This is a genomic window from Thiocystis minor (assembly GCF_016653465.1).
In the GTDB taxonomy this organism is placed as follows: domain Bacteria; phylum Pseudomonadota; class Gammaproteobacteria; order Chromatiales; family Chromatiaceae; genus Chromatium; species Chromatium minus.
This window is the reverse complement of the sequence record NZ_NHSQ01000033.1, coordinates 25,411-37,918: the sequence shown is the minus strand read 5'-3', so window position 1 is coordinate 37,918 and position 12,508 is coordinate 25,411. Positions and strand designations below refer to the sequence as shown.

The 12,508-nt window shown below is 62.3% G+C and carries 11 protein-coding genes; 7 read left to right on the top strand and 4 right to left on the bottom strand.

Annotation, left to right across the window (positions count from 1 at the left end):
* Positions 1 to 299: 299 nt before the first annotated feature.
* The 3 genes from yajC (at position 300) to secF (ending at position 3,604) form a co-directional block, all read left to right on the top strand.
* Positions 300 to 635, top strand: coding sequence for a preprotein translocase subunit YajC (gene yajC, locus CCR95_RS02765; protein WP_201091633.1), 336 nt, complete (start codon positions 300 to 302; stop codon positions 633 to 635).
* Between the two features lie 167 nt (positions 636 to 802).
* On the top strand, positions 803 to 2,659 hold the full coding sequence (secD, locus tag CCR95_RS02760) for a protein translocase subunit SecD (RefSeq protein ID WP_201091631.1): 1,857 nt from the start codon (positions 803 to 805) through the stop codon (positions 2,657 to 2,659).
* Between the two features lie 12 nt (positions 2,660 to 2,671).
* On the top strand, positions 2,672 to 3,604 hold the full coding sequence (gene secF / locus CCR95_RS02755; RefSeq protein WP_201091630.1) for a protein translocase subunit SecF: 933 nt from the start codon (positions 2,672 to 2,674) through the stop codon (positions 3,602 to 3,604).
* Between the two features lie 58 nt (positions 3,605 to 3,662).
* Here the strand turns inward: secF and CCR95_RS02750 are convergent, their stop codons facing one another.
* From CCR95_RS02750 to CCR95_RS02740, 3 genes are all read right to left on the bottom strand, one after another.
* Complete coding sequence (locus CCR95_RS02750) at positions 3,663 to 4,790, bottom strand: NAD(P)/FAD-dependent oxidoreductase (RefSeq protein ID WP_201091629.1); 1,128 nt, start codon at positions 4,788 to 4,790, stop codon at positions 3,663 to 3,665.
* Positions 4,791 to 4,947: 157 nt separating this feature from the next.
* Entirely contained in the window at positions 4,948 to 5,775 is an 828-nt protein-coding gene (locus CCR95_RS02745) for a PD-(D/E)XK nuclease family protein (protein WP_201091628.1), read from the bottom strand.
* 75 nt (positions 5,776 to 5,850) lie between these two features.
* Positions 5,851 to 6,477, bottom strand: coding sequence for an arylesterase (locus CCR95_RS02740; RefSeq protein WP_201091627.1), 627 nt, complete (start codon positions 6,475 to 6,477; stop codon positions 5,851 to 5,853).
* Between CCR95_RS02740 and CCR95_RS02735 the strand changes: the two genes are divergently transcribed.
* The 3 genes from CCR95_RS02735 to CCR95_RS02725 are packed head-to-tail and all read left to right on the top strand — an operon-like array spanning position 6,476 to position 10,823.
* On the top strand, positions 6,476 to 7,165 hold the full coding sequence (locus CCR95_RS02735) for an ABC transporter ATP-binding protein (RefSeq protein ID WP_201091626.1): 690 nt from the start codon (positions 6,476 to 6,478) through the stop codon (positions 7,163 to 7,165). The two genes, CCR95_RS02740 and CCR95_RS02735, sit on opposite strands and share 2 nt — an antisense overlap.
* Positions 7,162 to 9,651, top strand: coding sequence for an ABC transporter permease (locus CCR95_RS02730; RefSeq protein WP_201091625.1), 2,490 nt, complete (start codon positions 7,162 to 7,164; stop codon positions 9,649 to 9,651). The genes CCR95_RS02735 and CCR95_RS02730 overlap by 4 nt, the downstream gene beginning before the upstream one ends.
* Before the next feature lie 29 nt (positions 9,652 to 9,680).
* Positions 9,681 to 10,823, top strand: coding sequence for an Rpn family recombination-promoting nuclease/putative transposase (locus tag CCR95_RS02725; RefSeq protein WP_242523019.1), 1,143 nt, complete (start codon positions 9,681 to 9,683; stop codon positions 10,821 to 10,823).
* Between the two features lie 70 nt (positions 10,824 to 10,893).
* Here the strand turns inward: CCR95_RS02725 and CCR95_RS02720 are convergent, their stop codons facing one another.
* Positions 10,894 to 11,091 (bottom strand): Alvin_2107 family globule sulfur oxidation protein, encoded by a 198-nt coding sequence (locus CCR95_RS02720; RefSeq protein WP_014779424.1) that lies wholly within the window; start codon positions 11,089 to 11,091, stop codon positions 10,894 to 10,896.
* Between the two features lie 368 nt (positions 11,092 to 11,459).
* Here CCR95_RS02720 and CCR95_RS02715 point away from each other — a divergent pair, with 368 nt between their 5' ends.
* Positions 11,460 to 12,503 (top strand): AAA family ATPase, encoded by a 1,044-nt coding sequence (locus CCR95_RS02715; RefSeq protein WP_201091624.1) that lies wholly within the window; start codon positions 11,460 to 11,462, stop codon positions 12,501 to 12,503.
* Positions 12,504 to 12,508 lie beyond the last annotated feature (5 nt).

Below are 12,508 nucleotides of genomic sequence, written 5' to 3'. Positions count from 1 at the left end.
CCAGGGCGCCCAGGCCGCCCTGTTCCGACCGTCAAGGGTTCAATCCGCCCGCTTCGCCCGCGTCGGCCCCCCTCCTGGCGACTGAATCGCCTTTGAACCCCACCAAGATCGTCGGTTTCTGGACCTGCCCACAGGTCTATGAAATATCCGGGCTAAACCGCCTGCCCGCTGTATCTTCTCCGCCGCTGTGCGATAATCCGCCGCCAGTATTGCCTTGGCCGTCTCGGGATTGACCGATACGGACCGCTTCACGTCACTGGATCCATCTTGCGGATCCGCGTACCGATCGGGAGTCGATTATGAGCTTCTTTATCTCCGACGCGCTCGCCCAGGGCGAGGTCGCCGCCGCTTCCGCCGGCGATTCGTTCATCGCTCTGCTACCGCTAGTGTTGTTCTCGGTGGTCTTTTACTTTCTCCTGATTCGTCCCCAGGCCAAGCGTCAGAAAGAACATCAGAAGATGGTCGAATCACTGGCGAAGGGCGATGAGATCATTACCGTCGGCGGCATCGCCGGTCGCATCAACGAGATCGGCGAAAACTTCGTTCTGGTCGAGATCGCCGATGGCGTCCAGGTCAAGGTGCGCCGCGCGACCATCGAATCCGTGTTGCCGAAGGGTACGCTGAAGGAACTCTAATCCCCAATGCATCCTGAATAAAGATGACTTGGGCGCTCGCTCTGGCGCCCAAGTCATCTTTATTCGGATTTGATCGCGGACGCTACTTGCTGGCGGCTCGATCAGCATCTCCCCTCACACCTGCTCCGCGTGCCGCTGCGACCAGCGATGTAGAGATTAAAACTGTCATGAACCGATATCCCTTGTGGAAGAATCTGCTGATCCTGGGCGTGATCCTGGCCAGCCTGCTGCTAGCCTGGCCGAACCTTTACTCTCAGGATCCATCGATCGAGATCACCGCCGCGCGCGGCGCCGAGGTCACCGAAGCTAGTGTCGGCGAGGTGCGCGCGGCGCTTGAAAATGCTGGCGTTCCCGTGAAGGGCATCGAAGTGCGTGAGGGCGGGAAACTGCTCATCCGCTTTGCCGCATCCAGCGATCAGTTGAAGGGACAGGAGGCGATCGAGCGCTCATTGTCGGCGCGTTACCGCACGGCGCTGACCCTGTCCGCCGACCTGCCTGGCTGGATGCGGGCGATTGGGCTCAAACCGATGAATCTGGGTCTGGATCTGCGCGGCGGCATCCATGTCGTCATCGATGTCGACATGGACGCGGCGTTGGATCAGGCGCTGGAGCGAAATCTCGGAGATGTCCGTACTCAGTTGCGTGACAAAAAAATCCGCTATCAGACCGTGACCCGCGAGGGCGCGCGCATCCTGATCAAGTTCAACGACGCCGAGTCCCGCGACGCGGGCGCGAAGGCGCTGAGCCGGGAGTTTCAGGATCTGACGGTTCAGACGAGCCAGGACGGCGATCAGTATCTGGTCCAGGCCAGCCTGCCGGAAACCGAGCAGCAGAAGATCAAGGATTTCGCCCTGGAGCAGAACATCACGACCCTGCGCAATCGCGTCAATGCGCTGGGGATTGCCGAGCCCAGCATCGCCCGTCAGGGCGAACGGCGGATTGTGGTGCAGTTACCGGGCGCCCAGGATCCTGGGCGACTGAAAGAGATCCTTGGCGCCACCGCGACCTTGGAGTATCGATTGGTCGATACCGAGGGGAGTGTCGCCGACGCCGTGGCGGGACGGGTGCCGGTGGGCAGCAAACTCTATTACGAGCGCGACGGGAAGCCGATCCTGCTCAAACGCCGGGTGATCGTCACCGGCGACCAGATCACCGATGCCTCGGCCGGATTCGACGGCCAGAGCGGTTCGCCAGCCGTCTTTGTCAACCTCGATGGTCAGGGCGCGCGGCGGATGCGCGATGTCACCACCGAGAATGTCGGCAAGCCGATGGCGGTTGTCTTCATCGAGAACCGTACCACCACCGAAACGGTAGACAGTAAACCGGTCAAGACGACCCGCAAGGTGGAAGAAGTCTTCAGTGTTGCCACGATCCGCGAACCCTTCGGGTCGCGCTTCCAGACCACCGGGCTCGACAGCAGCAACGAGGCCCACAATACGGCCCTGCTGCTGCGCTCGGGCGCGCTGGCGGCGCCCATCCAGATCGTCGAAGAACGCACCATCGGCCCCAGTCTGGGTCAGGACAACATCGACCAGGGGCTGTTCTCGGTGCTGATCGGTCTGGGACTGGTCGTGATCTTCATGGGGATCTACTACCGCGTCTTCGGGATGATCGCGAATCTGGTTCTGCTGTTGAATCTGGTGATGATTGTCGCGGTGCTGGGCGCGCTGGGCGCGACCCTGACCATGCCCGGCATCGCCGGCATGGTGCTCACGATCGGCATGGCGGTGGACGCTAACGTCCTGATCTTCGAGCGCATCCGCGAGGAAATTCGCATCGGTAACTCGCCCCAGGCGAGCATCGCCGCAGGCTATAACAAGGCGCTGTCGAGCATCATCGACGCCAACGTCACGACCCTGATCGCGGCGGTCATGTTGTTCAGCTTCGGCACCGGTCCGGTCAAGGGCTTCGCGGTCACGCTGACGATCGGCCTGCTCACCTCCATGTTTACCGCCATCACCTGTAGCCGCGCCGCGATCAATCTGCTGTACGGCAACAAGCGGTTAAAGACACTGCCCGTTTAAGGACATCACGCCATGATCGCCATCAAACTCCCCAATCTGGACTTTCTGTCTCAGCGTTATCGCGCGCTGGTCTTTTCCGGCGTGATCATTGGCGTCAGCCTGCTTTCGCTGGCCGTGCTGGGACTCAACCGCGGACTGGATTTCACCGGTGGCACCCTGATCGAGGTTGGCTACAAGGCGCCGATGGATCTCGCGGAGGTGCGCACAGCGCTCAGCGAGGGCGGATTCGGCAACGTCATGGTCCAGCAGTTCGGCACCACGCGTGACGTGCTCCTGCGCATCCCGCCAGTGGGTGAGGTGAACGATGCCGAACTCAGTCAGCGCGTCCTGCATGCCCTCAACGAAGCGGCTCCCGATCAGGTCGAATTGCGCCGGGTCGAGTTCGTCGGTCCTCAGGTCGGCAAGGAATTAGCCGAGCAGAGCGGTCTGGCGGTGCTCTTCTCGGTCATCGGGATCCTCATCTATGTGGCGATGCGCTTCGAGTGGCGCTTCTCGGTCGGTGCGGTGGTGGCCACGCTGCATGACGCCATCGTGACGCTGGGGGTGTTTTCGCTGTTGCAGATCGACTTCGATCTCAATGTGCTGGCGGCGGTGCTGACCGTCATCGGCTACTCATTGAACGACACCATCGTGCTGTTCGATCGGGTGCGCGAGAACTTCCGCAAGGTGCGCAAGGGGACGGTGCTGGAAATCATGAATCAGTCGGTCAACGAGACCATGTCGCGCACCATCATCACCGCTGGCACCGTGTTCCTGGTCGTGGTGGCGCTCTATCTCTTCGGCGGAGAGAGCCTGCGCGGATTCTCGCTGGCGCTGATCATCGGCGTCGTCTCCGGCACCTATTCCACCATCTATATCGCCAGTGCCGCAGCCGTCATGCTTGGCGTGAGCCGTGCCGACCTGTTGCGGACGCCCAAGGAAGCGGAGGCCGACGGGCGTCCTTGACCTCATACTGGGAGCGCCACCATCCCTGAACATCCCAAGGATGTTGACGGTCCCGACGTCAGCGAAAACGCCGTAGATACAGCCACTCGAAGAATCGCTTCAGCCAATGGAAGACGCGCATCGAGGGCAGCACCAGATTATAGTTTTCTGTGCGCGCCACCAGCATGCCGCTGTCGTTGGTATCGACGATACAGATGAGTTCAACCTTGAAGGTCTCGCGGGGTTCGCGCCCCGCGAACTCGGCGGCCAGATTGCGCGCCGCCGCGCGCGCCTGTAGATCCGCCATGTGCGCCTGCTTGGGCATCCAGTCCGGTCCCGGAAAACTGCCCGAGTCACCGGCGACATAGACCCGCTCGAAACCCGCCACCCGGCAGTTCGCGTCGCCTTGCAGCAAACCGCCGGATGAGCGCGGCAGATCGGTGTTGTCGAACCAGGAATTACCGGTCATTCCTGGCATGAAAAGAATCAGGTCGGCGTCGAACTCCCCGCCCTCGGTCGTCACCTTGCTGGCCGAAAAGCCCTTGAGCTTGTGTCCCAAATGGGTTGCGATGTCGCGCCGCTTCATTTCCGCCAGAAGGCCATCGACCGCCTTGGGTCCAAGCCGGTTGCCGGGTCGCTCGGCGGGCGTGAAGAAGGTCAGACTGAACTTGTCGCGCCGTTTTTCCTTGCGCAGTTGATTGTCCATTCCAAACAGAAACTCGAAGATAGGCCCCCCACGCATCGAACTTTGTTCGTTCGGGTTGCTCGCGAAACCCATGGCAATGTGTCCGCCGTCCATGGCCTGGACACGATAGCGGATGGCCTCGGCGGCGGCGATGCCCTCGCAGGGCGTGATGGCGTGTTCGATCCCCGGCAATTTCTTGATGAAACGTCCACCGCTGGCGATGATGAGACCATCATTCTCGATTGGCCCGCCGGTTGTCTCCAGAATGCGTCCATCCTTGCTCAAGCCGGTCGCTTCGGTGGACACATGCTTGACCTTCATCCGCGCGAAAAAACGCGTCAGATCGATGCGCAGGTCATCGCCCGTGCGCAAGCCGCAGGGAACCCAGATGAGCCCAGGGTAATAGATGAACTCCACCTTGGAACTGACCACGGTGATGTCGAGATCGGCTTTGGTCTGGCGAAGGGTCTCGATGGCGGTCAGGGCGGCGAAGCCGGAACCGACGATGGTGACACGATGCATGTAAGACTCCAATCAATCGATGAACTTTTCAGTCAAAACCGCGCCCAGCGTGAGAAACGTCGTTTTGTGGCCTTCCTCCAGTCTTGTGCCACGACGGGCGATCAGCGATGCGCGGTTTAGTCATTCGGGCATTTGCGACGACCGGGGGATCGGCGGGTTACAAGGCGCTCACCTCGACCGAATCGCCGTAGGTTTCAATCCCCAGCCGTTCCGCTACCTTGGCGGCGCGGGCGTCGATCATCGGCGAAATCACGATCAGCCGGTTGGCCGTGCGGCCATGCCGCCGCTCGTAAAAGCGCGCCTTGCGCTCGAAGATGTACATCCCCGCCTTGTCGATCGAAGATTTCAATTCACAGATCAGGAGCAGGCCATTTTGGATGATGACGTCCAGTTCCACCTGATCCGGGCGGCCGAAGACTTCGCCCGCGTCGTCATAGTCATTGACGTTGATGACCTGGACGCCGAAGTTCTCCTCCAGAATCCCCGCCAGCGCATCGCGAAACGCCTTTTCGGACTGCAAGCCCCAGCGAGCGCCCAAGGCGCCGATCGAGCGGTCGAACTTTTTTGCCTGGGCCATGATTTCTTCATGGACCTGCTGGAATTCCCGACGGTTTTCCTCCCACTTGCGATCCGATTCCTGCTTATGCTCGTCCCATTTGCGTTTGTCTTCCTGTTTTTGCTCGTCCCACTTGCGATTCTGCTCATCCCATTTGCTGTTCTGCTCCTCCCATTGACGTTTATCTTTCTGTTTCTGCTCATCCCATTTGCGTTGATCTTCCCGTTTCTGCTCGTCCCACTTGCGTGCCTGTTCCTCTCGGTCGCGACGCAATTCGGCCAGGATGTCGTAAAAACGATCCTGAGTTTCCGCCCGTCCGGCATATTCCGGTCGCGTGATGTCTAGAATGAAGGCGCGCAGTGCGGGATCATCCCGCACCAGTGCGGGCAGTTCGCGTTTGATGGTGTCTTTCAAGGTTTCCGTGTTCATCCGTCATTCTCCAGTCTGCGGAGTTTCCCATGTCTCCAAAGGCGATATCGGGGCATCCGGGAAGAAATGCGACGTTCAGGAGCCGCTTCCCGACGTTACGTGCAAGAGTGGCTCAAGCACCGACCAGACATTTTCCAGAATCCGCCCCTGAGCCTCGGCCGTGGGATGAATCCCGTCGGGCTGCATGAGATCCCAGTGTTCGGCCACGTCCTGGAGCAGATCGGGCACGAGCGCCACGCCTTCGGTCTTGCCGACCGTTTGGAACACGCCTTGAAACTCATTGGTATAAGCCGCACCGTAGTTGGGCGGCAACCGCACCCCGACCAGCAGAATCCGGCTGTGGATGGTCCGAGCCTGGCGAATCAGCGCGGTCAGATTGTTGCGGATCAACTGGATATCGAGACCGCGCAAGCCGTCGTTGGCGCCCAACTCGATGACCGTGACCGCCGGGCGATGCCGTTCCAGCAGTGAGGTCAGCCGCGTCAAGCCGCCAGCCGTCGTGTCCCCGGAAACGCTCGCGTTGACCACCCGATGCGGGAGATCGAGTTGTTGCAGACGTCGGTCGAGCAGCCACACCCAGCCGTCCTCGCGGGCGAGTCCGTAACCGGCGCTCAGGCTATCGCCGAGCACGAGGACGACCGGGGCTTGCGCGAGAACGACCGCGGGTAGCAACAGGACAATCATCAGGAGTCGTCGGATCATGTCAGTGCAATCGGCTCAAGCCGTCTCCAGTGCGATGGGGTTGGGCAAACATGTTAACGGTCCGGTCGGTGGCTTGACCATCCTCGCGGGACTGGATCTTGAGATCGGGGCTGGCGAGGCGGTGGCCATTCTGGGCGCGTCCGGGTCGGGCAAATCGACCCTGCTGGGTCTTCTGGCGGGTCTGGACGACGCCACCTCTGGCGAGGTCTGGCTGTGCGGTCAGCGCATCGGCGACCTGGACGAGGATGGACGCGCCGAGTTGCGCAGCGGTCGGGTCGGTTTCGTGTTTCAGAACTTCCAACTTCTGCCGACCCTGACCGCGCGCGAGAACATCCTGCTGCCGCTGGAACTGACTGGCGACGCACAGGCCGCGCTACGGGCCGACGAGGCGCTGGAGCGGGTCGGTCTGACCGCGCGCGCCGGACACTACCCGCGCCAGCTTTCCGGCGGCGAACAACAGCGGGTCGCTATCGCCCGCGCCTACGCGCCGCGTCCCGCCGTGCTCTTTGCCGACGAGCCCACGGGCAACCTGGATCAGGTCACTGGCGAGCACATCATCGACCTGCTGCTCGACCTGCGCCAGGCGGCCGGCGCGGCGCTGGTGCTGGTCACCCATGATCTGCGACTCGCCGAACGTTGCGACCGCCGGTTGCGCATGGACAACGGACATCTGGAGCCGCTGTCATGATGGCCTGGCGCATCTCGCTCCGTCTGTTGCGCCGGGATTGGCGCAGCGGCGAACTCTATCTGCTGTCCGCCGCGCTGATCCTGACGGTCGCGGCCATCACGGCGGTGGGGTTCTTCACCGATCGGGTCGAGGCCACGATGGAGCGTCAGGGCAGCGAACTGATCGCCGCCGATCTCGCCATCGAGTCATCCTCGCCGCTGCCCGCGAGTTACCAGGACGAAGCCAGCACACGCGGACTTATCACCGCGCGTCTGCTGGAATTTCGCAGCATGGCGGTCGCCGAGCGGGGACCGCAACTGGTCCAGATCAAGGCGGTCGATCCCACCTACCCGCTGCGCGGTCAATTACGCCTGCGCGATGGCTTCGACAGCCCGGAGCGCGCCGTCTCCGGCGGACCGCCGGCGGGCGAGATCTGGGTCGAATCGCGCCTGCTGCGACTGCTTGGGATCGACATTGGGACCATGTTGGGGCTAGGGGAGTCGCGGCTGCGCATCGGCGCCATCCTGAGCCATGAGCCCGACGAGGGCGGCAGTCTCTTCAATCTGGCGCCGCGCGTGCTAATGAATCATGCCGATCTGGACGCCACCGGGCTGATCGGTCCCGCCAGCCGGGCCACTTATAAACTGCTGCTGGCCGGCGATGCCGTCACGGTGGACGGTTTCAAACGTTGGGCGGAACCGCGACGCTCGCCCAACACCTCGCTCAACGACGCCAGCGACGCGCGGCCCGAATTCGCCTCCGCCGTCGACCGTGCCTCGCGCTTCCTCCGTCTGGCGACACTGGTCACCCTGCTGGTCGCGGGTTCGGCCATCGCCCTGGCCAGTCATCGGCTGGTGGAGCGTCAGACCGACGCGGTGGCTGTCATGCGTTGTCTGGGCGCGCCGCGTCATCTGCTGATCCGGATCTTCGTCCTGCGACTGGTGCTGTTCGGGCTGGCCGCCAGTCTGCTTGGCTGTCTGCTCGGCTGGCTCGGCCAACTCGGGCTGGCCGCGGCGCTGTCGGACTGGTTCCCCGCCGAATTGCCGTCGGCGTCGCTCGCGCCGGTCGCGGTCGGGATCGCAACCGGCATGATCGCATTGCTCGGGTTCGCGCTCCCGCCGCTGGTCCAACTCGCCAAGGTGCCGCCCTTGCGCGCGCTGCGCCGGGATCTGGGAACGCCCCGCGCCTCCGCCGCGCTCACCCTCGCGGCGGCCGGACTGGCACTGTCCCTGCTGATCGTCTGGCAGGCCAATGACTTCGCGCTCGCCTGGAAGCTGCTGGTCGGTGTGCTCGGCGCCCTGGCGAGCCTGATCCTCGTGGTTCTGGCGCTAGTCCGTCTGGCTGGCGGTCTGGCGGGTCGGGCGTGGGGAATCTGGCGGCTCGGACTGGCCGCACTGGCGCGTCGTCCGAGCGGCGCGGTGTTGCAGATCGCCGGCTTCGGGATCGGCATCCTGGCCCTGCTGCTGCTCGCCGTGGTGCGCGTGGATCTGCTGCGAACCTGGCAGGACAGCTTGCCAGCGGGCGCGCCGAATACCTTTCTGATCAATATCCAGCCCCAGGAGGTCGCACCGCTCAAGCAATTCCTGGGCGAATCGGGGATCGAAACGGCGGAACTCTACCCTATGATTCGCGGCCGTCTGGTCCGTATCAATGCCAACGAGGTCAAGCCATCCGAGTATGAGAATCCGCGCGCCGAACAGCTCGCGACCCGCGAGTTCAATCTGAGCTATGGCGAGACGCCTCAGCCGGACAACCGGATCGTCGCCGGAGCCTGGTGGACCGACGCCGCCGCGCCGCCGCAATTTTCGGTCGAAGAGGGGATCGCCGAGACGCTCGGGATCAGTCTGGGCGACGAACTGGCCTTCTGGGTCTCCGGTCACGAGGTCAGCGGTCCCGTCACCAGTCTGCGCGAGGTGCAGTGGGACAGCTTCAACGTCAATTTCTTCGTCACCGCCTCGCCCGCGCTGCTGGGCGGCGAGGCGGCAACCTTCATCACCAGCTTTTATCTGCCCGTTGACCGCGAGGCGGTCATTCCGGAACTGGCGCGACGCTTCCCCAGCGTCACCCCGCTGGACGTTGACGCCATCCTCAAGCAGGTGCGTCAGGTGGTCGACCGGGGTGTGCTCGCGGTGGAATATGTGTTTCTGTTTACGTTGGCCGCGGGTCTGCTGGTCATGTACGCGGGGATTCAGGCGAGCCTGGAGGATCGCCGGGTCGAACACGGCATTCTGCGTACCCTGGGCGCCGGACGCCGCGCGCTGCTGGGCAGTCTGGCTGTCGAGTTCACCGCCGCCGGTCTGCTGGCGGGGCTGCTGGCGTCGGTTTTCGCCGAGGCGACCGGCTGGCTGCTGGCCGAGCAGTTGTTCGGGTTGGAATTCAGTTTTAATCCGACGCTGTGGGTGATCGGGGTCTTCGGTTCGGGGCTGGCGATTGGACTGGCAGGCACACTTGCTACCTATCCGTTGCTGATCCGACCGCCGTTGCAGACGCTCAGGCGGGCAGGGTAGAAGCGAATGAAACACTCGCGTGAGAGGGTATGAGCAAGAAAACACGTCACGGACGAACCAGTCGACCCCGCAAGCCAGCGAAGCAGGCGTGGTCGCATCCGCCGCACGACGGTTCCTATAAACACATTTTCTCCCATCCCGAGATGGTCGAGGGTCTGCTGCGCGATTTCGTGGATGAGGATTGGCTGTCGACGGTCGATTTTTCCACGTTGGAGCGGCAAAACGGGAGTTACGTGAGCGACGATCTGCGCGCGCGCGAGGATGACAGCGTCTGGCGAGTGCACATGGCCGGGGGCTGGATGTACGTTTATCTGCTCATTGAGTTCCAGAGCCGGGTCGATCCCTGGATGGCGCTGCGGATCATGGTGTACACCGGTTTGCTCTATCAGGATCTCATCAAGACCGAAACCATCAAGGAAGGCGAACGGCTGCCGCCGGTCTTCCCGCTCGTGCTCTACAATGGCCTTGGTCGCTGGACGGCTGTGCGCGACATCTCCGAGTTGATCGTGCCGGTGCCGAACGTACTGGCTCGTTATCGACCCAGTCAGCGTTATCACCTCATCGACGAGGGGCGGATCGGTCCGGAGATTTTGACCAAGGCTACCAGTCTGGCCGCCGAGTTGGTACGACTGGAAACCCAGGCTGGAGAGGGTCCGGATGCGTTGCGTCCAATCCTCGGACGGCTCGTCCAGCGGCTGTATCAACCCGCTCATGACAGCCTGCGTCGGGCGCTGACGGTGTGGATTTCACGCGTTCTTTTGAAACGTCTGCTGCCAGGCGAGAAACTTCCCGAAATGCAGGATTTGCAGGAGATCGAAACCATGCTTGCCGAACATGTTGAACAATGGACAGAGAACTGGAAGCAGCAAGGCTTGCGGCAGGGTCTTCAGCAGGGGTTGCAGGAAGGGCGTCAGGAAGGGCGTCAGGAAGGGCGTCAGGAAGGGCGTCAGGAAGGGCGTCAGGAAGGGCGTCAGGAAGGGCGTCAGGAAGGGCGTCAGCAGGAAGCGAGAGCGCTGCTCTTGCGCCTCTGTCCACGTCGCTTCGGACCCTTATCGCTAGAGGCCCGGACCCGGTTTGAACAGGCAACACTGGAGCAACTCGAAATCTGGGCAGATCGTCTTCTCGATGCCCAAACCCTCGATGAACTGTTCGGGGAAAATCCACACGCGTGACGCGCACAAACAGACACGCACAAAAAAAGGCGGTCACGCCGCCTTTTTTCGAGCACCGCTCGCAGCGGTATTAGCCCTTGACCCAGTCGCCGAAATTGTCGGTATTTTTTTCTTCGCCATCGCCGTAACCCGCCTCGTAGGCTTCGGTCAGACGCTGCTCCTCGCGCTTGGGGTTCTGCAGGAAGCCGCATTGCCAGCCTTGGATGTATTCGTCGTCGACACCGAGTTGTTCCATTTTGGTGACGGCATCGTAGTAAAACTGGTTCATGTTCGGTCTCCGGGAAAGGTCGATTGTTGAAGGCATCGTCGGTTAGGACTTGGCCGTCATATTATTGTATGGGCGGATGCAAAACCATTGGCCCTGCTCCATCCAGTCCTCATCGTGCGAAACTCGGTTCTCGGACGGATCGTCTCCACATTGCTGGTGCGATCACGGTGACGAGAAGGGGCATAAGAATACAGCGTTTTTCTAATAGGTGACAAGAAGGTTGGGCAATTGCCTTGCGCGCTCGAATGCCATGACAATGATCAATGCGAATCGCTTGTGAATCGCCCGGCGGATACCCACAGTCCTGACATTGGAAATGACGACCGTTCTCCGTCGTCGCCCCATCGACCCGAGGATCCTGTTACATCATGCGTCCAGCCCAGTTGCTTCGCGTCCTGGATCGCGAATTTTCGAGCACCGCCGAGGGCCATCATACCCCGGTCATGCTGTGGGGACCGCCGGGTGTCGGCAAGTCCCAGATTGTGGCCCGGATCGCCGAGCGTCATCATGCCCCCGTGATCGATATCCGGCTGTCGCAGATGGAGCCGAGCGATCTGCGCGGCATTCCCTTCCGCGACGGGGAGCGGGTGGAGTGGGCGATTCCCGCCATGCTTCCGGACACGCAACGCCATGGGCCGGCCGGGATTCTGTTTCTCGACGAAATCACCTCGGCGCCGCCCTCGGTCTCCGCCGCCGCCTATCAGTTGATCCTGGATCGACGCCTTGGCGAGTATCGCGTTCCGCAACATTGGGCCATTTTCGCCGCGGGCAACCGTCAGGGCGACCGTGGCGTGACCTACAGCATGCCGGCGCCGCTGGCCAATCGGTTCTCCCATTTCGAACTGGACGTCAATTTGGATGACTGGGTCGCTTGGGCCTATGCCAACGCCATCGACGAGCGGGTCATCGCCTTTCTGCGCTTTCGTCCGGAACTGCTGTTCGACTTCGATCCGGCGCACAATCCGGTTGCCTTCCCCTCGCCGCGCTCCTGGGAGTTCGCCCATCGCGGTCTGAGGAAATTCGAGGACCAGCCGGATCTGCTGCAGGGCGCCCTGCAAGCCTGCGTTGGACCGGCGGCGGGGATTGAGCTGACCGCCTTCGTCAACAGCCTGGAGCAGATGCCGGATCTGGATGCTATCGTGCGCGGCGACACCGTGCCGGTGCCACGCGAGATCGATCTCCAGTACGCCGTCGCCGCCGCGCTGGTCGGGCGGGCGATTCGCGCCCAAGCCGATGCCAATGGCCCCGAGACGATCGGCCATATCCTGCGCTATGCCGGACGCTTCCCGCAGCGCGAAATGGGCGTGATGCTGGTCTCCGATCTGCAGCGCGCGGTCGGCAACCGACTCTTCGAGGTACCGGCCTTCGCCGACTGGGCGCGGCTCGTGTCGGATGTCATGCTCTACGAGTGACAACG

Coding starts and splice junctions, on each gene's coding strand:
- CCR95_RS02720 (WP_014779424.1), bottom strand. CDS start 11,091: ATGAACCAGTTTTACTACGATGCCGTCACCAAAATGGAACAACTCGGT.
- yajC (WP_201091633.1), top strand. CDS start 300: ATGAGCTTCTTTATCTCCGACGCGCTCGCCCAGGGCGAGGTCGCCGCC.
- CCR95_RS02750 (WP_201091629.1), bottom strand. CDS start 4,790: ATGCATCGTGTCACCATCGTCGGTTCCGGCTTCGCCGCCCTGACCGCC.
- CCR95_RS02730 (WP_201091625.1), top strand. CDS start 7,162: ATGATGGCCTGGCGCATCTCGCTCCGTCTGTTGCGCCGGGATTGGCGC.
- CCR95_RS02745 (WP_201091628.1), bottom strand. CDS start 5,775: ATGAACACGGAAACCTTGAAAGACACCATCAAACGCGAACTGCCCGCA.
- CCR95_RS02725 (WP_242523019.1), top strand. CDS start 9,681: ATGAGCAAGAAAACACGTCACGGACGAACCAGTCGACCCCGCAAGCCA.
- secF (WP_201091630.1), top strand. CDS start 2,672: ATGATCGCCATCAAACTCCCCAATCTGGACTTTCTGTCTCAGCGTTAT.
- secD (WP_201091631.1), top strand. CDS start 803: ATGAACCGATATCCCTTGTGGAAGAATCTGCTGATCCTGGGCGTGATC.
- CCR95_RS02715 (WP_201091624.1), top strand. CDS start 11,460: ATGCGTCCAGCCCAGTTGCTTCGCGTCCTGGATCGCGAATTTTCGAGC.
- CCR95_RS02740 (WP_201091627.1), bottom strand. CDS start 6,477: ATGATCCGACGACTCCTGATGATTGTCCTGTTGCTACCCGCGGTCGTT.
- CCR95_RS02735 (WP_201091626.1), top strand. CDS start 6,476: ATGTCAGTGCAATCGGCTCAAGCCGTCTCCAGTGCGATGGGGTTGGGC.